Raw genomic sequence first — 18,280 nt, forward strand, 5'->3', positions numbered from 1 at the left:
GTCAGCCTCCCAGCCGGCCCAGTTTCCTCGCCACGTTCCTGTTCAACTGCTCGCGCCACCGGTCGCGATAGTTCCGGGCGCCTTTTCCGCCGGCCAGAGCCGCGCAGAAGCCCGCGATGTCGTCACCCAGCACCTCGTGAATGCTCTGCCCGTCGGCCGCCGTCTCTTCGAGCAGCCCCAGAGCACCGTCGAGAATCGGCATCAGGTTGCGGCCGGTGAAGTCCGAGTAGAGGGAGACATGTCCCTTGATCTCTTCCCACGCCGCCCGGTGGTCGGCCGGCAACGCCGCGGCCCGGACTTCGAGCGCCTTCCAGTCCCTGGTGATGTCGTTGCCGGTGATCGTGTCCCAGAAGTTCATCTCCCGCCCTCCTTGAGCTTGTCGAGCCGTGACGTGATGTACTCCCATTTCGCCCAGAAGGTCGCGAGTTCCGCGCGTCCCGCGTCGTTGAGCGCGTAGAACTTGCGCGGCGGGCCCACCCCGGACGGTCGTTTCGTCACCTGGACGAGCCCGTTCTTCTCCAGCCGCAGCAGGATGGTGTAGACGGTCCCCTCGACGACGTCGGCGAAGCCGAGTTCGTTCAGCCGGCGCGTGATGGCGTAGCCGTAGGTCTCCTCGCTGCCGATGATCTCGAGCACGCAGCCTTCGAGCGTGCCTTTCAGCATCTCCGTCAGGCCGTCCATCGCACACCCTCTTCGATCTCCAGGTACTCAGTAGTACCGAGTACCACTATACAGTGCCACAGAGTAGTGTGCCAGCGGCTCTCTAGCTTCGGGAGACGAACTGCGCCGCCGACGGCGCACGCTCGGGATCGGTGATCCACTGCGCGGCGAGCCCCACCAGCAGGGCATAGTAGTGCGACCCGACCGCCTGGACCCGCGCCGGATCGCTCTCCGGCCCGAGCCCCGCGAACGCCCGCGCCAGCGACGCCCGGGCCAGCTCCTGGCCGCCGGCGATCATGGCGCGGATCTCCTCGTCCTGCCGCGCCGACGCGACGGACTCGAAGTTCACGAACCAGAGCGACCGGTTGGCCTGGATCGACTCGATGATCCGGCCCCACAGGGCCTCCTCGCCCCCGGGCTCCGCGAGCACCGCGAACAGCAGCTCACCCCACTCCGCGTTGAGATCGCGCAGGGCCCGGGTGAGCAACTGCTCCTTGGACCCGAAGTGGTAGTTGATCGACGCCTGGTTCGCCCCCGACGCCGCGACCAGGTCGCGCACGGTCGTGTGCGCGTACCCCTTCGTCAGCAGGCAGTCGCGGGCCGCCGTCAGCAGCTTGTCCTTCGCACTCACATCCCCTACCGTATCAAATAAACGTTCGTTTGAAACGATCATTTAAGCCGATCGTTCACATCCTCGGGAGAGAACCGCATGACCCCGTACTCCACCCCGGCCACCCTCGCCCCGCCCGTGCTCCGCATCCGCGCCCTGCGCTGCGAATATCCGGGCGAGGCCGGGCCCGTGCACGCGCTGCGCGGCATCGACCTGGACGTCCCCAGGTCGTCCTTCATCGCGATCATGGGGCCCTCGGGCTCCGGCAAGACCACCCTCCTGCACTGCGCCGCCGGGCTGCAGCGGCCGACCTCGGGCGCCGTCGAGCTCGACGGGCAGGACCTGAGCGGGCTCGACCAGACCCAGCTCGCCCGGTTGCGCCGGCGCCGCGTCGGGTTCGTCTTCCAGTCGTTCAACCTGCTGCCCGCGCTGTCGGCCGTCGACAACGTCGAGCTCCCGCTACGCCTCGACGCCCGCAGGACCGATCCGGCCCGCACGAACGGGCTGCTCACCCGCGTCGGGCTCGGCAACCGGGGCGGTCACCGTCCCCATCAGCTCTCCGGCGGCCAGAAGCAGCGCGTCGCGGTCGCCCGGGCGCTGATCACCGAGCCGGACATCGTCTTCGCCGACGAGCCGACCGGCGCCCTCGACATCCGCAGCGCCAGGGAGGTGCTCCGCCTCATGCGCGAGCTGGCGGACAACGGCCAGACGATCATCATGGTCACGCACGACCCGGTCGCCGCCTCCTACTCCGACGTCGTCCTCTTCCTCGCCGACGGGCGGATCGTCGACCACCTCCCGCGTCCCCGCGCCCAGCAGGTCGCCGGCCGGATGGCCGTCCTGGTCGAGTCGGCGGAGCAGGCCGCGAACGAGGCGGCGGTGAACTGATGCTCAAGCTCGCCATCCGCTCCTTCGCGTATCACCGCGCCGGCGCGGTCGCCACCGGTCTCGTGGCGCTCGTCGGCATGATCCTGGTCACGGCCATGACGAGCCTGCTGGGCACAGGGCTGGCCGCCGGCACGGCCGCCGCCGACCGTGCCTTCCTGGTGCAGTTCCCGCTCATCATGGGGGGCTGGGTCATCGCGATCGTCCTGTTCGCGATGGTTTCGACGATCAGCGTGGCGCTCAGCGGGCGGGCCGGGGAGATCGCCGGCCTCCGTCTCATCGGCGCGAGCCCGCACCAGGTCCAGCGCCTGCTCGTCATCGAGACGGCGGCCGTCTCGGCCGTCGCGGCCCTGCCCGGCCTGGCCGGCGGCCACCTCGTCGGCTGGGCGGTCATGCGCGGCATCCGCTCGGCCGGGCTCACCGACCCGGCCTCGGTCTACGCGCCCGGGGTGCTCCTGCCCGTACTCGGCGTGCTCGTCGTGCTGGCCGCGAGCGTGCTCGCCGCCTGGATCGGCAGCCGCGCCCTCGCCCGCCGCAGCCCCGTCGCCGACGCGGCCCCGCCCCCGCGCCGCCGTACGGGACGGCGCCCCGGTGGCCGCCGCCGCCTCGCCGCCGTCATCACGATCGCCGCCGGTCTCGGCTCCTCGGCCGCGGTGCTCGGCATGGACCCGGCCGACGTCCGTACGACGGCGATGACCGGGCCTGGCTGCGTGCTCGTCGCCGTCGGCCTGTGCGTCCTCGCCCCCGAGCTGGTCGCCGCGGCGAACGCCACGCTCAGAGCCTTCCGCGGGGCGGACGGCGCCGCCTCCTCCCACCTGGCCGCGATCAACCTCTCCGCCGCCCCCGACCGGGTACGCCCGGCCGTCACCTTCCTCACCCTCTTCGTCGGCGTCGCCGCGGGCACGCTCAGCATGCAGGGCATCGAGAACTCGGCCGGTACGACGGACGGCACGGGCCAGGTCCTCGCCTCGATCAACTACTTCGTCGTCGCCCTGATCGCGGCGTTCATGGGCATCGCCCTCACCAACAACCTCGTCGCGTCCATCACCCGGCGGCGTACCGAGTTCGCGGTCATGTCCCTCATCGGCTCGACCCGCGCCCAGACCCACCGCATGCTGGTCGGGGAGATGGCCGCGGCCACCGCCGTCAGCGTCGCCGCCGGCAGCGGGGGCGCCTTTCTCAGCGTCCTCCCCTTCGCCCTCGTCAAGACGGGCAACCCGCTGCCGGCGGCCGCGCCCCTCCCGTACGCGCTCACGATCCTGATCGGGGCAGGCGTCACCCTCGGCGTCTCGTCCCTCGTCGGGAGCCGCGTCATCCGCACGGCGTCACCCTGAAACGCCCGGCAGATGTCCTCCCCGCGCCCTGGGCCGAGACCCGCGGCCGCTGAAGGATGAAGCGCGTCAGCCCTGGAGAAAGACGCGAAGGAGACGCGATGCGAAGGTTCGCACAGATCCTGGCCGCGGCGGCGGGCGGCGCGGTGGTCCTCGCCGGACTCGCCGCCCCCGCGCACGCCGAAGTCTGGAACTGCTTCAGCTCCGTGAACACGACGACGAACGTGGCGGGGGCGTTCTGCGCCAGCGGCTTCGGCAGCTACCGGGTGGCCGCCACGTGCAACTCGGCGCACTACCCGTACACGAGGACGGTGGTCGGCCCCTGGGTCACCAAGGTCTCCGGCCAGTCGGGACCTGCCTCCACGGTCTCCGGCGACTCCCAGGGCTGTCACGTCGTCAAGGCCTGGACGCAGTTCCCGTAGGCCGGGCGCGGGGTTCCGGTGGGTGACCGGAACCCCGTCGCCGGGCGGGCGGCGTCGCTCAGCGGGAGAAGACCGCGCTGTGCAGGTCCACCGGGTTGGCGGCGTCGCCGGTGGTCACGCCGTACACGGCGGTGAAGCCGTCACCGGTCGAGACCAGGCCCGTGTAGTCGCCGAGCAGGCGTCCCACGCTGGTCAGCGGGACCTTGCGCGCGTCGAACGGGCCCTCGAGGTGCTGCTCACGCCACGAGCCGCCCCGCGTGCAGTTGCTCGCGCAGGTCACGGCCCACACGTCGGTGGGCAGGCCGGCGTCGGGGGTGTTGTTGCGGAAGTCGTAGTACGTGACCGCCACGGTGCCCGTCCTGGACACGGCGACAGCCGGTACGGCGGCCGAACCCGTGGGCGTCTTGTCCACGCGCACCGGGCTGGACCACGTCTGCCCGCCGTCCGCCGATCGCGCGTAGGCCACGTGGAAGGTGCCGTCGGCGTCCTGGCTCGGCCAGACGAGGTGGACCGTCCGGGTGCCCGGCTGGGCCGCCAGCAGCGGCAGGGCCGCGTTACGAAGCGGGTCGCCCGAGTTGTCCGGGTCGGGGATGCGGGGGCCGACCGCCATCGGGGCCGGGACGTTCAGGGTCGGCGCCGACCAGGTCCGGCCGCCGTCGGTGGAGCGGATGACCTGGGTGAAGCCCTCGTCGGTGGTCTCGTGGTGCATGCCGATCAGCAGGGTGCCGTCCGGGAGCGCGACCAGCTGGGTGCCGATGACGCCGCTGTTGGCCGGCACGTCGAACACCTTGCTCGTGGTCCACGTACGCCCGTCGTCGGTGGACTTGGCCAGGTAGACCGGCTGGACCCAGTTCGGCGCCGTGTCGGTCGACTGGTCGTCGATGCGGTCCCACACGGCGTACACGACGCCGGGCCGGTAGGGGTCGGCGGTCACCGACGGGCGGTCGTTGAAGAAGCGCACGTTGTCGTCGCGCTGCAGGGTGACCGGCGCGCCCCAGGTGCGGCCGCCGTCTGCGGACCGCGACACCAGGATGGCCGTCACGTCGCCGGCGCGTGACATCGACAACGACGCGGCGATCGCCGCGCCGGACGGGGTGACCGTGACCCAGTGGTCCGTCGTGACGTCGTAGTCGCCGCCGTTGGCCGGCGTGCCGCCGTTGCAGCGGGAGAAGGCGGGCAGGTTCGTGGAGGTCTTCCAGGTCAGGCCGCGGTCCTCTGACACCGCGGCGAGCGCGCCGTTGCTGCCGTAGCGGTTCCAGCGGTCCTGCTGGAACACCGTGACCAGGCGCTGCGGTCGCTTCGGGTCCACCGCGAGCGACGGCAGGACCTCGGTGTTCGGGTTGAGGACGTAGCCGTCGGCCGGGGGCCCGCCGCAGTCGGCGGGCAGCGGGCTGACGCCGGAAACCGGCCGCACGACGGCCGCCTGGCTGCTCGCGTCATCGGCGGCGGCGGGCTGCGCGGTGACGGTGGTGAGGAGGACGGCCGTTGCGGTCAACCATGCCTTGGGGCGTCGGATCACGTGCTTGTTCCTCGATTTCGTCGGCGGTCGCGGGAAATGCCGCAGAGGACATTACAACGACAAGATCACCTATGTCTGGACATTGACCGTAAAGGCCTGCCGAAGCCCTGTGACCTGCGCGTTCCGGCCATCGCGCCATCGACAACGTTCTCAACTGGCGAGCCCGGAGCGTGGTCAGACCGTGCGTCTCCGTGACCGCGCCGTTCTTCCGCAGCGCCACTCCCCCGGCTCGATCGCTCCAGTCGCTGAGACGAGCGGCACCCGTCCGGCTTCGTCGGCAATGGGAGGATGAGGGGTATGTATGTCCGTGAAGCCGGCAACGCACACGCTCCTCCCCTCCTGCTGCTGCACGGTGGCGGCGTCGCGGGATGGATGTGGCGTCCGGCGCTGGAACGGCTCGGAACGAAAGCCCGCGCGATCATCCCCGATCTCCCCGGCCACGGCAGCAGCGCGGCGGAGCCGTATCGATCACATGAGGTGACCGTCCAAGCCCTGGCGAGGGTCCTGGAGGAACGCGCGCCGCACGGCGCGACGGTCGCCGGGTTCTCGTTGGGCGCGCAGCTCACGATCCTCCTCGCCGCGACCCGGCCCGATCTCGTCACCAGCGCCGTCGTCGTGAGCGCGCAGGCGCAGCCTCTCCGGTTCCCGCAGGCGACCCTCGGGCTCCTCGCCGCGACCGCACCGCTCGCACGACAGCGGTGGTTCGCGAAGCTCCAGGCGAAGCAATTGTTCATCCCGGACGAGCTCCTGGCCGACTACGTCCGCGACAGCGCTCGTACGAGCCGTGAGACTCTTCTCGCGGGCGTCGGCGAGAACATCCGCTTCACCCTCCCCGCGGGCTGGGCCGACTTCAAGAACCCGGCACTGGTGATGGTGGGCGAGCGTGAGCGGAAGCTGATGCACGCCTCCGCACGCACCATCCACGACTCCCTCCCGGGCAGCGAGATGATCTCCGTACCGCGATGCGGCCACGGCATACCCCTGCAGCGCCCGGACCTGTTCGCCCAGCTCCTGGCCGACAGAATGTGAACGTCCCGCGCGAGGGCCCGCACCCCTAGGGGATGTCCCACCACGGGTCCGCAGCCGCCACCTAGGGCTGCTTGTCGGGCAGGGCCGCGTACCACGTGCCGTCATGTTCCGGTCCGGGCAGCCATGCCGGAGGGTCGGCCAAGCCGAGCGCCTCCTCAGCCCACGTCAGCATGTACGCGTCCGTGGCCGCAGGCGGCCGGGGCGCCCGGACGACCCCGCCCAGCAGGATCCAGCCACGGTCGGGGAAGAGAGCGTACTGGTGGATGAGCAGGTCGCTGGTGGTGTGCCAGCCGTCTTCTTCGATCTCCTTCCACGGCAGCAGCCGTGTCTGCAGCAGGCTGGTGGCCCAGGCTCTCGCGTGCTGAGAGCTCAGCGTGCGCGGAGCACGGCCGAGGAGGATGCCCGCGATCATGGTCTCTCGGCCGAACCGCACGGCCTGGCGACCCGTGCCTGCCGGCGCGGTCTGCCTGCTCATAGGCGGGAAACCGGAGATCTGGGTATCGGCGTGCCGGATGTCAGCCACGGCGGCCAGGCCCTGCGCGCCGGCTGTCGAGACGGTGGAGACTTGGGTGTCGGCCGTGTGAAGATCATTACCTGAGATCACGCCCCCAGGCTAGCGACGCGCTGTTGTCGGGGCTGAGGAACCGGCAGACAGTCGCTGTCGAGCGATGGCGTCGTCGCTGCGCAGAACTCGTCGATCCGGGTGAGTGGCCGAAGCAGGTCGGTGGGCGCGTCGTGGTCCAGCTGGAGAACCAGCCGGGCTGACGTGCTGCGCGCCGTGTTCTGGCTCGCCAGCGCGGCACCGTCCAACACCAACACCCAGCCGTGGAGCATCGAGGTCATGAGCGGCGCCGCCCGCGACGCGCTCAGCGAGGCGCTGCTGGCGGCCCACGCCCGCGGCGCGCTGTCCACCGACTTCCCCTACAGCGCCGACCTCTACACCGGCGTGCACGCGGACCGGCGCCGCGCCTTCGGCGCGACGATGTACAGCGCCCTCGGCATCGCACGCGGCGACGACCACGCGGCCCGTGACGCCTACCAGACCGACAGCCTCCGCTTCTCGCGAGATCCGTTCGCTGGTCGTCACAGACGTAGCGCCCCTCGGTCTTCATACGAGGGTCACCGGTGCCGCAGGTCAGCAGGACGCGGGTGCCGGGACGCAGCCGGCGCGCGACGTCCGGCGGGTGGACGGCGTCATCGCTGTCGACGAGCTGCCGGTTGCCAGGAACATGGTGAGCACGGCTCGGCGTACGCTCATGAGGTCTCCACGGAAAAGTCAGCTCGTGGTGATGGCGTCTTCGATGAGCGTGACGGCGGCGCGCGGATCGTCGACCTGGACGACCAGACGGGTGTAACGCTCGTCGGCCAGTTGGATGACGATCGCCTTGGCGGGGTTGCGGACGTCCCAGAAGACCTGTTCGCCGTCGAGGTGGAACGTCCCGGCGACGATCACTCCGGGCAGGTGCACACCGGGCGCGCGGATGCCCTTGCGCTCGGCGATCATGCCGGGGTCGTAGGTGACGCCGCGGACGTTGCCCAGCGGGATGGTCAGGCGGCTCTTGAGCGTCCAGAGCTTGTCCAGCCCCGTCATCTCCACCACCAGGGTGCCGTCGTCGATGTGGACGTGTGCCATGTCGTGCTCCTCAAGGGGCGAAGGGTCAGGGTGACGGAGGGCCGAGCCTGCGGGCCAGGGCGGCCCCCACCTGCTCGGCTCCGCCGGTGGAGGAGTCCGCCCGGGCGCGCAGCCGCAGCCCGAGCAGGGCGGCGGTCAACGCGGCGGCCGGCTCCGGCGCGGGGTCGCCGGTCAGGTGGACGGCCAGGGCGTCGTCCAGGGCGTTCAGCACCGCGGTGACCTCGGCGGCGACCTCCGCGTCCACCGGGGCGCGTTCGGTCGCGGCCATCAGCAGCAGGTCCAGTCCGGACACTCCCCCGTCGGCGGCCAGCGCCAGGCGTACCGCGTCGGCGAGGTCGGCGGCGCCGCCGATCGCGGCGACGAGCGGACGGACCTCGTGCTCCACGTGCCAGCGCAGCGCCGCCGTGTAGAGGCCCCGCTTGCTGCCGAAGGTCTTGTACAGGCTGTTGCGGTGCACGCCGAGGTGGGCGACGAGGTCGTCGATCGAGACGCCGTCGTAGGCCCGCTCGGCGAACAGCGCCGCGGCGGCCCGGATCACCTCGGTCTCGTCGAATCCTCGCGGTCGGCCCATGGAAGGACCGTATCGGTTTAGGAATGATCGGTCAAGAACGATCGTTCCTAAACCACTCTCGGAGCATTACGGAACGAATGCTCTATAATGACGAAGCCGTGGGACGCCCGCCGTCCCTCGTCTCACTCCGCGAGGACCGGTCATGAGCCCCGATGACGCCCGATCCGCACTCCACGACATCCGCCGGCTGCAGGGCGCGATCGTCGACGGCCATCTCCGCCACAGCTTCACCCCTCGTCACCTTCTCCCCGGGATGGCGGCGGCCCTCCTGCTGTTCACGTCGTTCGATCTTCAGGGCGGCTGGGGCATCGCCGCCCGAACGGCCGCGTGCGTGGTGTTCGCGGTGACGCCGGCCCTCGTGGTCACGCCGCCCGTCCAGCGGGACGTCACCCGCGCCGACCTCGCGCTCGCCCTGAGCTGGGTGGCGGGGATCCTCGGGGGCTTCGTCGCCTTCCGGGTCATCACCGTGGCGCTCGGCCTGCCGTTCCCCGCCACCGTCGCCGCCCTGGCGACCATCGTCGCCGGCCTCGCGGCCTACCCCGCGATCCGCCGGGCCCGCCGGCGGCGCTGTCACCGGGAACTGCGGGCGCGGCCGGCGAACGCGTTCTTCGACGAGATCCTGCACGCCCCGGCCCGGCTGCCGATCCTGGCGTCGCTGACGGCCGCCACCGGCGTGGAGGCCGGCTTCCTGCGGGACCTGGTGGGCGTCGACGACGCGGGGCTGCGGCGGGAGCTCTCCTTCCTGGTCCAGGCCGGGTACGTCCGCGTGCACGAGCGTCAAGGGCTGCACCACAGCCATACCTACGTCCAGCTGACGCCATGGGGGCGGCACAGCTTCGCCTGCCACGTGGCCGCTCTGGAGGACCTCGTCACCGTCGCCGCGCCGCACGGCGGCGGATCGCGTCAGGGACCGCCCGCGTCGTCGAAGGCCGCGCCGGCCGCGTGAGCCTGGGCGAGCTCGTCCTGTTCGCTCCTCCAGCCGGCCGCCTCGCGCAGGCGCTCGAACTCCTGACGCAGCGTGGTCGCCGAGGTGGTGCGCGCGTCGGTGCTGATGGTGACCTTCAGGCCCTGGTCCATGAGCCGGGCGGCGGGGTGCTCCGCCCAGGTGGCGACCGCGCCCGTCTGGACGTTGCTGGTCGGGCACATCTCCAGGGCGATGCCGTCGCGCCGTAGCCGTTCGAGCAGCGCCTGGTCGTCCGCGGACCGGACGCCGTGGCCGATCCTGCGGGCGCCGAGCACGTCGATCGCCTCCCACACGCTGCCGGGGCCGGCCGCCTCGCCCGCGTGGACGGTGACCGGAAGCCCGGCCTGGTGGGCGAGGTCGAAGGCGGGACGGTGCGCCGCCGCGCCGTACAGGCGCTCGTCGCCGGCGAGGTCGAGCCCGGCCACCTCGTCACGGTGCCGCAACGCCGTCTCGGCGACGGCAAGGCTCTCCTCGGGCGTCTGGTGCCGCAGGCAGCACAGCAGCAGCCCGGTACGGACGCCCGTGGCTTGCCGTCCGGCCGCCAGCCCTGCCGCGACCGCCTGGACGGCCTCGTCCCGGCTCATGTCGCGGCGGGTGTGCAACTGCGGGGCGAAACGGACCTCGCCGTAGACGACGCCGTCGGCGTGCCAGTCCTCGACCAGTTCCCGTGCCGCGCGGTGCAGCGCGTCGGGGGTCTGCAGCACCTGGAGCGGCAGGTCGATGTAGGGCAGGTAGCGGGTCAGGCTGCCGCAGTCGGCGGGGGCGGTGACCAGGGGTTCGACGGGGCCGTCGAGGGGGACTCCCTGGTCGCGGGCCAGGTCGGCGACCGTGCCCGGCCGTACCGACCCGTCGAGGTGGCAGTGCAGTTCGTAGCGCGCGGGGCTCATCGGCAGCCCTCCTGGTGGGTCGGGGCAAGGGTGTGGAAGAGCAGGTGCTTGAAGCCGGCCTCGTCGACGCGGCGTACGAGCGTCACGTTGGGCGCGGGGGCGGTGCGGCGGCGGTCGATGATCAGCTGGCCGCGCGTCTCGTCGCCGAGCGCGATGTCGGCGTACACCTGCTCCTGCTCGACGACCAGGTCGGGCCGCAGGGCCACCGCCATCGCGACGGGGTCGGGCAGGTCGTAGCCGGGCAGGCCGGTGACGTCGCGGGCCCAGGCCGCTACGGTCCGGTTGACCTGGTGCGCGAAGGTCGCCGCGGGGGTGCCGAGCCGTCGCAGGTGCTGCTGGTCCTCGGGGGTCATGACCGCGTCGGTACGTGACACGTCCCAGCCGATCCAGGTCACCCTGTCCGGCGTGGCCGCCTGCAGCACCACCCGCGCGGCCTCCGGATCGGCCCAGACGTTGTACTCGGCGGTGGCGGAGATGTTGCCGCGCACGTCGGCGGCTCCGGCCATGCAGTACACGTGGCGGTAGCGGGTGAACAGGTCGCGGTCGCGCAGCAGCGCCGCGGCGACATTGGTGAGCGGGCCCAGGGTGACCAGGGCGAGCTCGCCGGGGTGCCGGAGCGGGCAGGACAGCAGGACGTCGACCGCGTGCCCCGCCTCGGGCGCCCGGGACGGCTCGGGCAGGCCGAGATCGCCCATCCCGTCCTGTCCGTGCACCTGCTGGGCGGAGGAGTACGGGCGGGTCATCGGGCGCTCGCAGCCGGGATGGACGGGAATGTCGGGGCGCCCGGCCACCTCCAGCGAGATGAGCGCGTTGCGGGTGCCCACCTCGACGGGGACGTTGCCCGCGACCGTGGTCACGGCGCGCAGGTCGCCCAGCTCGCCGGCGGCCAGCAGCAGGGCCACGGCGTCGTCTGAGGCGGTGTCGGTGTCGACGACCAGGGGAAGAGCCGGCACTATCAACCTCATCTAATCGTTTAGAACGGTGTGCAGTGCCCTATCTAAGCGATTAGATGCGAGAATGTAAACCGTTATGGCACCACGCGCAGACAAGCCGACGATCACCATGGCCGACGTGGCCCGCAGGGCGGGCACCTCGACCGCGGTGGTGAGCTACGTGATGAACGACGGCCCGCGAGCCGTCGCCGCCGCGACGCGTGAGCGCGTCCTGGCCGCGGCGGCCGAGCTCGGCTACCGCCCCAACCGCATCGCCAGGGCGCTGCGCTCCCGTACGACCGGGGTGGTCGGCCTGATCCTGGCCGACTCGCCCAACCCCTACTTCGGCGACCTCGCCCGGCACGTCGAGCGGGCGCTGGACGAGCGCGACCGGCTCGTGCTGATCGGCAACGCCGGCTACTCCGCCGAGCGCCAGCGGCGGCTCGTGGACCGGTTCCTGGCCGCCCAGGCCGACGCGCTCGTGATCGTCTCCGCTGACGGCGGCGAGGACGTCACCCCCCAGGCCGAGGCGGCGGGCGTCCCCATCGTGTACGTGCACCACGGCCCCGACGGCGGCCGCGCCCCCCTGGTGGAGGCCGACAACCGGCACGCCGCGCAGGAGGCGGTCACGCACCTGCGCGGGCACGGCCACGCACGCGTCGCCTTCCTGTCCGGCCCGCACGACGGGGGCCCCGTCGGCCGGCGCCGGGCCGCGTGGCAGACCCTCGCCGGCGACGATCCAGACGCCCTGCTCCTGCGCTGCGCCTACACCCGTGCCGACGCCGACGCGCTGATCCGCCGCCTCGTCGCCGACGACGCCGTGCCGCGCGCGCTGGTCACCGCCACCGACGAGCAGGCCATCGGCATCCTGTCCGGGGCCTGGGCCTGCGGGCTCGCCGTTCCGGACGAGCTCGCCCTCATCAGCCTCGACGGCACCCCGGAAAGCGCCCACACGGCCCCGGCGCTGACGGTCACCCGGCAGCCGCTGCGCGCGATGGCCGAGCACGCCGTCGAGCTCGTGTTCGACCCCGCCTTCCAGCCGCCCGCCGCGCACGCCCCGCTCGTCGTCAGACGCAGCTGCGGCTGCTGAGATCCGCTTGCCGGCGGTCCGGCCGCAAGACGCCCTGCCCCCTGAGCAGGGCGGCTCCCGCCAGCGTCAACCCGGCGGCCATCAGCACGAGCAGGATGCCGAAGCTCTCCGGCTGCACGGGCGCGCTGCGCAGGGCCAGGTGGAAGCCCCAGTGCACGCCGGCCGCCATCCACAGCCCGCCGCCGCGCACCCGCGCCGCCCCGGCCGCGAAGCCGAGCGTCGTGGCCATGAGCGCGTAGAGCAGCTTGTCCCCGACAGTGCTCCCCGAGCCGTTGGAGACGAGGTGCAGGGAACCGAACGCGACCGAGGTGATGACCAGGACCGCCCGTGGCGACAACCGCGGCGACAGGCTGTCGAAGACGTGACCGCGCCACAGCAGCTCCTCCGGGAACGCCTGCCCGAGCAGGAGCACGACGGCGGCGAGCGGCAGCGCCGTCAGCAGGAGTGAGGCGTCCATCGGCACCCAGGTCCCGGCGCCCACGACCACGGCCGTCGCGAAAGCGGCGAGCACCGGCAGCGCGCCCGCGGCCACGCCGATCAGGATGTGCCACGGCCTCCGCCAGCCCAGCGCCGACCACGGCCGCCGGTACACGAACCGCCGCACCGCCCACACCAGCGCCAACGCGGCGAGCGTGACACCGAGCGCGCCGAGGGGCTGCAGCAGCGGGTCCGTACGGTCCAGGAACAGCGACGGCAGAGTGGAGCCGATGATCACCTGGGCGAACATGAGGACCACGGCGAGCAGGACGGTCCAGAGAGTTCTCATGCGAGGAACGCTAGGCAGGCACGGACCTGCGGCACATCGAGCCTGAGATAGAACCCGCCATGACCATCGTCATGGTGCCTTCCGATGGATCACAGGGGCGCGGCACGACCGTAGGTTGGTCGCATGGCGTGGTTACGCGATCCCGACAGGCCGGCGCTCCTGAGCGTGGTGTTCTGGCTGGTGCTCGGCGCCACGGTCGTGATCAACCTGATGCTGCCCGCCACCGTACGGGACCGGGTCCTGTTCCTGGCCGACGTCGTGCTGCTGTGCGGGCTGTGGGTGGTCATGCCGTGGCGGCCGGGACGCGGGCGTGTCCTGGCGGCCCCCGCCTTCCTGGCGGGCACTCTGGCGCTGGGGCTGGTCGGCTCCGCCGGCACCCACGCGCCCCTGGTGCTCATGGGCGTGGCCAACCTCGCCCTGGTGTACGGCATGCGGATCGCCACCCTCATCCTCGCCGCCCTGGCCGCCGTCATGGTCGTCATTCCCCCCGTGCTCTACGGCAGGACGCTCGTGCAGACGCTGGCCGACCTGGCGGTGGTCGCGCTGCTCGGGGCCTTCGCCATGGGCATGGCCTCGGCGGTGCTGCGGGCCAGGCGGCTCGCCGAGCGCGTACGGGAGCTGACCGTCGCCGAGGAGCGCGCCAGGATCGCGGCGGAGATGCACGACTCGATCGGCCACCACCTGACCGTGATCAAACTGGGCTTGGTGAACGCCGAACGGTTCCGCGAACGCCGGCCCGAGGCGGCCTGGGAGGAGGTGCGCCAGGCCAAGGACCTCACCCAGGAGGCGCTGACCGACGCCCGCCGCTGGGTGCGGGCGCTGCGCCCGCTGGCGCTCGACGGCGAGCTGGGCAGCGCCGCGCTCCAGCGCCTGGCCGACTCCTTCTCCGGGACGGGCGTCACGGTGACCTTCGCGGTGGAGGGGACGGAACGCCCGCTGGACCCCGACACCGAGCTGGTGCTCTACCGGGTGCTGCAGGAAGGGCTCACCAACGCCGTACGGCACGCGGAGGCTCGGTCCGTACGCGGCACGCTGACGTTCGAGAAGAGGAGGATCGTGCTCGCGATCACCGACGACGGCAAGGGCGCGGGCCAGGGCCACGGGTTCGGCCTGAGCTCGCTGAGCGACCGGGTCAGGGCGCTCGGGGGCAGCCTCGCCAGCGGCAACCGTACCGTGGGCTTCGAGCTGCGCGCGGAGCTGCCGTCGTGAGGGCGGTCCGGGTGCTGCTGGTGGACGACCAGGAACTGATGCGGCAGGGGCTGCGCAAACTGCTGGAGATCGAGGAGGGCATCGAGATCGTCGGCGAGGCCGCCGACGGGCTGGCCGCCCTGGCGGCGATCGCCGAGACCCGCCCCGACGTGGCGCTCGTGGACGCCCGGATGCCGCGCATGGACGGCGTGGAGCTGATCGGCCGGTTGGCCGCCGAGCACCCGCACGTGGTGGCGATCGTGCTCAGCACCTTCGACGAGGACCACTACATCTTCGGGGCGCTGCGCGCCGGCGCCGTCGGCTACCTGCTCAAGGACTCCTCACCCGAGGACCTGGTCGCCGCCATCGTACGCGCCGGCCGCGGCGAGACCGTGCTGAGCAGCCCGATCGCCGCCCGGCTGGTCGCCGACCTGCGCAGGACACCGGCGCACGGCGCGTTCCCCGGCGAGGAACTGCTGTCGGCCAGGGAGCTCGACGTGGCGCGGATGGTGGCCGCCGGGGCCGCCAACAGGGAGATCGCCGCCCGCCTGCACATCACGGAGGGCACGGTGAAGAACCATGTGTCGAGCGTGCTGCGCAAACTGGGACTGCGCGACCGCACCCAACTCGCTCTGCGGCTGACCGGGCGGCGCACCTGACCCTACGGTGGGCGGGGGCCATGCATGGCTCTCGGGTCGACCGAGGTCAGTCGTCGTCTTCCGACCGGGCGCGCTCGGCGGCCGTCTCCCGCAGCACTGCCGCCGCCACGACCCTGTGCGACCCTGCCTGATCCGCGCGTGCAGCTCCGATTCGCGCGGGCGGCGGGCGGTCCGAAGGCCGGTCAGCCCATCGAGATGAGGATGGGCGCGACGTATCGTCCGCGGTCGCCCGGGTGGCGGCGGGCGCCGTGGACCATCGTCGGCAGGGCCGCGGGTCCCTCCGTGAGCCCCAGCTTGATGAGCCACGGGCGCAGCCCCGGGTAGGCGTCCAGCACGTCGATCCGTACGTGGCGGTCGGAGCCGTGAGCGGCGGCCAGGATCAGCTCGCGGGCCGCCTCCTCCGAGGGTGAGACGACGGGGCCGATGACGCGGTGAGGGCCGGCGTTCCAGGCCACGGCGAAGCCGCCGTCGGTGACGACCGTGCGCTCGGCCCTGGCCAGCAGCGCGGTCAGTGCCTTGCTCCGGTCGGCGCCGGTGACCTCGGCGTCCAGGTCGAGGAGCGCGGCGTGGTCCTCCGGTGTCGCCATGCGAACGCCGGACGAGCACGCCGCTCCCTCCATCGGGCCCATGGTGATCGTCAGGCTGCCCGCGGGCCGGAAGCCCAGCCGCTCGTACACGGGGCGCCCGAACCGGGTCGCGGTCAGCTCCACGACGCGGTCCCCGGCGACTTGCAGGGCGTGCTCCATCAACCGCGTACCGAGCCCCTGCCTGCCGTACCTGCCGGCGACCAGCATCATGCCGACGCCGGCCAGCGAGTCACCGTAGCGGGTCACCACCACGCACCCGGCCAGGCCGTCGCCGTCGGCCGCGTCGACGGCGTAGACCTCGCCCACCTCGAACATCAGCCGCCATTTGGCCTCGTCGGTGGACCACTCGCGATCGCTTTCGAGGCGCTGGCACAGGGGCAGTTCCGCTGGACCGAGAAGTCGGATGTCCGTCACGGGCTAGAACCTACTCCGTCGGCCACTCCGGCCCCACCCCTGTCGCGTGCAGGAGGTCAGAGTGCTCCGACCGTCAGGGCGATGCCGCCCAGCAGTGACGCGCCCAGGACGGCGCTCCGTAGCGCCGCGACCGGCAGCCGGGGCGCCAGCAGCATCCCGCAGGCCGTGCCGGCGGCCAGTGCCGCGAGCTCAGGCGCTCCGGGCAGCACGATGCCGAGCGTCAGGGCCGTCGCGGTGTTGTGCAGAATGAAGAAGGCGTGCAGATTGCCCCGCGTGGTCGCCGGTTCCCAGCCCGCATGGGCCGCGTACAGGCCGATCGGCGGGCCGCCGACCCCGCCGACCACGTTGAGCAGCGCACTGGCGGCGCCGGCGGCCACGGCGCCCTCGGGACGGCGCAGCCGGCTCCAGCGCACCCCACTGGCCAGGACGCACACAGCGATGATCACGCCGGCGCCCGCGGCCAGCGCCAGCCAGCGGGTGTCCACCCCGCGCAGCGCCAGCGCGGCCAGTGGAGTGCACACCAGCGCGGGCGCCAGCAGCCGGGCCACCTCGCCCGGCCGGGCGTGGCGGCCGTCGCGCAGCAGCGGCACGACAGAGGAGAGCACGGCGAGCACCACGGTCGCGGCCACCCCGTCGCGCGGGCCCAGGTGGAGCACCATCACCGGCGCCGCCAGCAGCGAGAAGCCCATGCCGGTGGCAGCCTGCGCGAGCGCACCGAGCAGCACACCGGCGAGCGCCAGCAAGTGCTCGGCGGCGAGGAGATCCGAGGTCATGGGCCTGCCGGCCGGTCGAGGGCGTAACGGCGCTGGAACCACACAGCCGTCGCCATCAGTACGGCGGGCACCACGGTGAAGCCCGCGAGCAGCGCGGCGAGGGCGGAGTCCGGCTGCGCCACCCCGTGCCCATCGGCCGTGGACACGAACCCGCCGACGGCCAGGACGGCGGAGTACAGGTAGGGGCCGACGGCGGTGCCCGTCGCCTCGGTCGCGGTCCACACTCCGGTGTAGGCGCCGGCGCGGGCGGTGCCGCGCGCCTCGGCGGCGGCGACAGCGTCCGGGACCATCGAGAAGGCGAACAGCTGCAGCCCGGCGAAGGCGATGCCGAGCGCCACGACCACGGCGACGGTCGCCGCGACTCCGAGCAGTTCGCCCAGCAGCAGCACGAGGGATCCGACGATGAACACGCCCTGCGACAGCAGCAGCCCGCGCTGCTTGCCGATGCGCCGTGACACCCGCAGCCACAGGGGACCGGCGACCACGGCCGGGCCGAGGAAGGCGCCCATGAACACGGCGGTGAGCCCGCCGTCCGCGAAGACGTACTCGGTGTAGAAGGGCAGCGCGGCGAGGAAGAGGTGGGTGGTGGTGCCGGTGAACAGGTAGGACAGCACCAGGGCTCGGAAGTCGTGGTCACGCCACGCGATCCGGATGTCGCCGAGGGCGGTACGGGTGCGCCCGTCGGGGAGGCGGAAGCCGCAGTTGCCGACGAGCCGCCGTACGCCCGCGAGGGCGACGAGGCACGACACGACCATGGCGCCGGCGAGCAGCAGGGCCATCCGGGAGTAGTCGCCGCGACCACCGGAAGCCACCAGGGCGGGTGCCGCGACGCCGGCGCCGAGCAGCCCCGACGTCAGGAAGAGCATCCGGAACATGAAGACGCGGGTGCGCTCGTGGTAGCCGACCCGCAGGTCTGACGGTGTCGTCAGGTACGGCACCTGGAAGCAGGCGAAGAGCAGGTTGCCGGCGATGAACCAGCCGCCGACCCACAGCGCGGCGCCCGGCCCGGACAGCCCGGCCGGGACCGAGAACATCGCGGCCATGGCCACACCCAGCAGCAGACCCCATCGGAGCAGGCCGCGCCGGTGCCCGCTGTGGCGCGCCTGCCGGTCGGACAGCGTGCCGAGCAGCGGATGCACGACCACGTCGACGATCTTCGGCAGGAGCAGGGTGAGGCCGGCCAGGAACGGCGAGACGCCGAGCGTGTGGGTGAGGAAGTAGAGCAGGAGCAGCCCCGGGACGGTGACCCACACGCCCATCCCGATCGAGCCGGTCGAGTAGGTCACGAGATCGACGGCCCGCGCGCGAGGCGTCAGCGCCGGATCCGCGGTGGGCCGGGGAGTCGGCGTGCCCGGCATCG

At 72.4% G+C, this 18,280-nt stretch carries 22 protein-coding genes; 8 read left to right on the forward strand and 14 right to left on the reverse strand.

Annotated elements, in window-relative coordinates; genetic code table 11:
* Position 1 precedes the first annotated feature (1 nt).
* The 3 genes from AC27IY_RS34630 to AC27IY_RS34640 all read right to left on the reverse strand — a co-directional run bounded on the left by AC27IY_RS34630 (position 2) and on the right by AC27IY_RS34640 (position 1,291).
* Entirely contained in the window at positions 2-358 is a 357-nt protein-coding gene (locus AC27IY_RS34630) for a DUF1048 domain-containing protein (protein WP_423449246.1), read from the reverse strand.
* Positions 355-681 (reverse strand): PadR family transcriptional regulator, encoded by a 327-nt coding sequence (locus tag AC27IY_RS34635; protein ID WP_329593557.1) that lies wholly within the window; start codon positions 679-681, stop codon positions 355-357. The genes AC27IY_RS34630 and AC27IY_RS34635 overlap by 4 nt, the downstream gene beginning before the upstream one ends.
* 82 nt (positions 682-763) lie before the next feature.
* Entirely contained in the window at positions 764-1,291 is a 528-nt protein-coding gene (locus AC27IY_RS34640; protein WP_344207513.1) for a TetR/AcrR family transcriptional regulator, read from the reverse strand.
* Positions 1,292-1,369: 78 nt separating this feature from the next.
* Between AC27IY_RS34640 and AC27IY_RS34645 the strand changes: the two genes are divergently transcribed.
* The 3 genes from AC27IY_RS34645 (at position 1,370) to AC27IY_RS34655 (ending at position 3,908) form a co-directional block, all read left to right on the forward strand.
* Complete coding sequence (locus AC27IY_RS34645; protein WP_449955459.1) at positions 1,370-2,158, forward strand: ABC transporter ATP-binding protein; 789 nt, start codon at positions 1,370-1,372, stop codon at positions 2,156-2,158.
* The gene (locus tag AC27IY_RS34650; protein ID WP_487180561.1) at positions 2,158-3,489 is read left to right on the forward strand and encodes an FtsX-like permease family protein; all 1,332 of its coding nucleotides are present in this window, start codon (positions 2,158-2,160) and stop codon (positions 3,487-3,489) included. Before AC27IY_RS34645 ends, AC27IY_RS34650 begins: the two co-directional genes overlap by 1 nt.
* Before the next feature lie 98 nt (positions 3,490-3,587).
* A complete protein-coding gene (locus AC27IY_RS34655; RefSeq protein ID WP_423476160.1) occupies positions 3,588-3,908 on the forward strand; it encodes a hypothetical protein in 321 nt (106 codons plus the stop codon).
* Positions 3,909-3,966: 58 nt separating this feature from the next.
* On the opposite strand, the gene AC27IY_RS34660 is transcribed toward AC27IY_RS34655, so the two are convergent.
* Positions 3,967-5,427 carry a sialidase family protein gene (locus tag AC27IY_RS34660; protein WP_423449242.1) on the reverse strand — a complete coding sequence of 487 codons (1,461 nt, stop codon included), beginning with the start codon at positions 5,425-5,427 and terminating at the stop codon, positions 3,967-3,969.
* A gap of 297 nt (positions 5,428-5,724) precedes the next feature.
* On the opposite strand from AC27IY_RS34660, the gene AC27IY_RS34665 reads away from it, so the two are divergent.
* Positions 5,725-6,456, forward strand: coding sequence for an alpha/beta fold hydrolase (locus tag AC27IY_RS34665; RefSeq protein ID WP_487180562.1), 732 nt, complete (start codon positions 5,725-5,727; stop codon positions 6,454-6,456).
* A 61-nt stretch (positions 6,457-6,517) separates the two neighbouring features.
* Here the strand turns inward: AC27IY_RS34665 and AC27IY_RS34670 are convergent, their stop codons facing one another.
* The 4 genes from AC27IY_RS34670 to AC27IY_RS34685 form a co-directional block, all read right to left on the reverse strand.
* On the reverse strand, positions 6,518-7,060 hold the full coding sequence (locus AC27IY_RS34670; protein ID WP_449955447.1) for a hypothetical protein: 543 nt from the start codon (positions 7,058-7,060) through the stop codon (positions 6,518-6,520).
* Positions 7,057-7,368 carry a hypothetical protein gene (locus tag AC27IY_RS34675; protein ID WP_487180563.1) on the reverse strand — a complete coding sequence of 104 codons (312 nt, stop codon included), beginning with the start codon at positions 7,366-7,368 and terminating at the stop codon, positions 7,057-7,059. The genes AC27IY_RS34670 and AC27IY_RS34675 overlap by 4 nt, the downstream gene beginning before the upstream one ends.
* Positions 7,369-7,732: 364 nt before the next feature.
* Complete coding sequence (locus AC27IY_RS34680) at positions 7,733-8,089, reverse strand: hypothetical protein (protein WP_435408704.1); 357 nt, start codon at positions 8,087-8,089, stop codon at positions 7,733-7,735.
* A 25-nt stretch (positions 8,090-8,114) separates the two neighbouring features.
* On the reverse strand, positions 8,115-8,660 hold the full coding sequence (locus AC27IY_RS34685) for a TetR/AcrR family transcriptional regulator (protein WP_435408705.1): 546 nt from the start codon (positions 8,658-8,660) through the stop codon (positions 8,115-8,117).
* 142 nt (positions 8,661-8,802) lie between these two features.
* Here AC27IY_RS34685 and AC27IY_RS34690 point away from each other — a divergent pair, with 142 nt between their 5' ends.
* The gene (locus AC27IY_RS34690; protein WP_487180564.1) at positions 8,803-9,606 is read left to right on the forward strand and encodes a transcriptional regulator; all 804 of its coding nucleotides are present in this window, start codon (positions 8,803-8,805) and stop codon (positions 9,604-9,606) included.
* Here the strand turns inward: AC27IY_RS34690 and add are convergent.
* Positions 9,564-10,511 (reverse strand): adenosine deaminase, encoded by a 948-nt coding sequence (gene add, locus AC27IY_RS34695; RefSeq protein WP_487180565.1) that lies wholly within the window; start codon positions 10,509-10,511, stop codon positions 9,564-9,566. The two genes, AC27IY_RS34690 and add, sit on opposite strands and share 43 nt — an antisense overlap.
* A complete protein-coding gene (locus AC27IY_RS34700) occupies positions 10,508-11,464 on the reverse strand; it encodes a nucleoside hydrolase (RefSeq protein ID WP_487180566.1) in 957 nt (318 codons plus the stop codon). Before AC27IY_RS34700 ends, add begins: the two co-directional genes overlap by 4 nt.
* 76 nt (positions 11,465-11,540) lie before the next feature.
* Between AC27IY_RS34700 and AC27IY_RS34705 the strand changes: the two genes are divergently transcribed.
* Entirely contained in the window at positions 11,541-12,533 is a 993-nt protein-coding gene (locus AC27IY_RS34705) for a LacI family DNA-binding transcriptional regulator (RefSeq protein ID WP_487180567.1), read from the forward strand.
* Here the strand turns inward: AC27IY_RS34705 and AC27IY_RS34710 are convergent.
* Positions 12,511-13,299, reverse strand: a complete 789-nt coding sequence (locus tag AC27IY_RS34710; protein ID WP_487180568.1) for a CPBP family intramembrane glutamic endopeptidase — start codon at positions 13,297-13,299, stop codon at positions 12,511-12,513. The genes AC27IY_RS34705 and AC27IY_RS34710 overlap by 23 nt on opposite strands.
* A 123-nt stretch (positions 13,300-13,422) precedes the next feature.
* Between AC27IY_RS34710 and AC27IY_RS34715 the strand changes: the two genes are divergently transcribed.
* Complete coding sequence (locus AC27IY_RS34715; protein ID WP_487180569.1) at positions 13,423-14,508, forward strand: sensor histidine kinase; 1,086 nt, start codon at positions 13,423-13,425, stop codon at positions 14,506-14,508.
* Positions 14,505-15,146, forward strand: coding sequence for a response regulator (locus tag AC27IY_RS34720; protein ID WP_487180570.1), 642 nt, complete (start codon positions 14,505-14,507; stop codon positions 15,144-15,146). The genes AC27IY_RS34715 and AC27IY_RS34720 overlap by 4 nt, the downstream gene beginning before the upstream one ends.
* Before the next feature lie 182 nt (positions 15,147-15,328).
* On the opposite strand, the gene AC27IY_RS34725 is transcribed toward AC27IY_RS34720, so the two are convergent.
* Genes AC27IY_RS34725 through AC27IY_RS34735 form a run of 3 tightly spaced genes read right to left on the reverse strand, consistent with a single transcriptional unit; the run spans position 15,329 to position 18,278 of the window.
* Complete coding sequence (locus AC27IY_RS34725) at positions 15,329-16,147, reverse strand: GNAT family N-acetyltransferase (protein WP_487180571.1); 819 nt, start codon at positions 16,145-16,147, stop codon at positions 15,329-15,331.
* A gap of 56 nt (positions 16,148-16,203) precedes the next feature.
* Positions 16,204-16,920 carry a TSUP family transporter gene (locus tag AC27IY_RS34730; protein ID WP_487180572.1) on the reverse strand — a complete coding sequence of 239 codons (717 nt, stop codon included), beginning with the start codon at positions 16,918-16,920 and terminating at the stop codon, positions 16,204-16,206.
* On the reverse strand, positions 16,917-18,278 hold the full coding sequence (locus tag AC27IY_RS34735; RefSeq protein ID WP_487180789.1) for an MFS transporter: 1,362 nt from the start codon (positions 18,276-18,278) through the stop codon (positions 16,917-16,919). The genes AC27IY_RS34730 and AC27IY_RS34735 overlap by 4 nt, the downstream gene beginning before the upstream one ends.
* Positions 18,279-18,280 lie beyond the last annotated feature (2 nt).

The sequence above is a fragment of the Nonomuraea sp. B208 genome, assembly GCF_057536035.1.